Source organism: Paracoccus sp. NIOT.M2S5SZ12 (assembly GCF_057748165.1).
On sequence record NZ_JBYLFR010000060.1, the window covers coordinates 1 to 1,047 of the forward strand.

Annotated in this window: 2 protein-coding genes; both read right to left on the minus strand. The window is 64.9% G+C overall.

Features of this window, described 5'->3' with window-relative positions:
* Positions 1–185 (minus strand): hypothetical protein (locus AC2SGK_RS18270; protein WP_488324799.1); only part of this gene is annotated, 185 nt, incomplete at its 3' end.
* A gap of 14 nt (positions 186–199) precedes the next feature.
* Positions 200–1,047, minus strand: an 848-nt coding sequence (locus AC2SGK_RS18275; RefSeq protein ID WP_488324800.1) for a hypothetical protein, incomplete at its 5' end; no start/stop codon positions are given.

Consider the following 1,047-nt stretch of genomic DNA (forward strand, 5'->3'; position numbering starts at 1 on the left):
GCGTCGTTCAGCAGCTCGAACTCTCCGTCGACTTCGTGAACAAGCCCGCCTGCATGCACCTCGATCAGATAGACCCAATCGCAGTCCTCGATGACACGGGCGACGGTCGATCCGCCAGATACCGCCTCCCACGTATCGACATGTCCCTCAGGATCGCTGGCAGATGCCTTCCATTCGATGCTCATGCAGTTCGTCTCCATCACGACCCCAGCATCGAATAGCGGCTCACCCGCCCGAAGGGCGCCAGCTCCTCGACGCCGGGGTGGTTCGTGCCATTTGCCCCGGCACGGTCCAGCGCCGCCACGCCCATCATCTCGGTCCATTGCGGCCCGTCGATCCACTGCCAGGAGGCGAAGGCCGAATTGGACTGCCATGCCGCCATCTGGGTCTGCTCGCGATTGATCCGCGCCTGCAGCCAGCTGGACTTGCGCGCGGCGCTGTCGGTCATCAGGATGTCGGCCCCGGTCGCCCGGAACGCATCAGCGATCAGGCCGAGGCGCTGGCCGGTTTCCATGACCGACAGCTCGTTCATGCCCCAGGCCGTGATGACCAGATCATAGGGCTGCAAGGCCAGCGCGTTGTTGCCCCAGGTGGTGAAAACCCCGCCGCTGCTGACAAAATCAATCGTGGCCGAGCCAGACCGGCAGTAGTTGTCATAGGTCAGATCGGTACCGAGCGTGTAGCCCATCGCCTCCAGCCCCGCGATCAGCTGCCAGGGGAAGCCGATCTTGGTGTGGTCGGTGTAATTGTCGCCCGTGCGGCCGATCTGGGCCGAGGTGAAGGTGGGAACCTGCGACGTGTAGTCGGCCTGATATTGCAGGACGTTCACATCCGTCAGGTAGATCAGGCGGTCACGGTTGCCGTTGGGTGCTGCCGCCCCGGCATCCGATCCGCTGGCCTGGGTGATGCTGTCGCCGATCGACAGGATGCGCAGCGGCTGCCTGCGCCCCACCTTGCGCATGAACCTCGGGCACATGGCCTGATTGCGGCGGCGCGCCTCGTCCAGCAGAGGCCGGATCGTCTCGCTGATGCCGTCGCCGCCGAGCC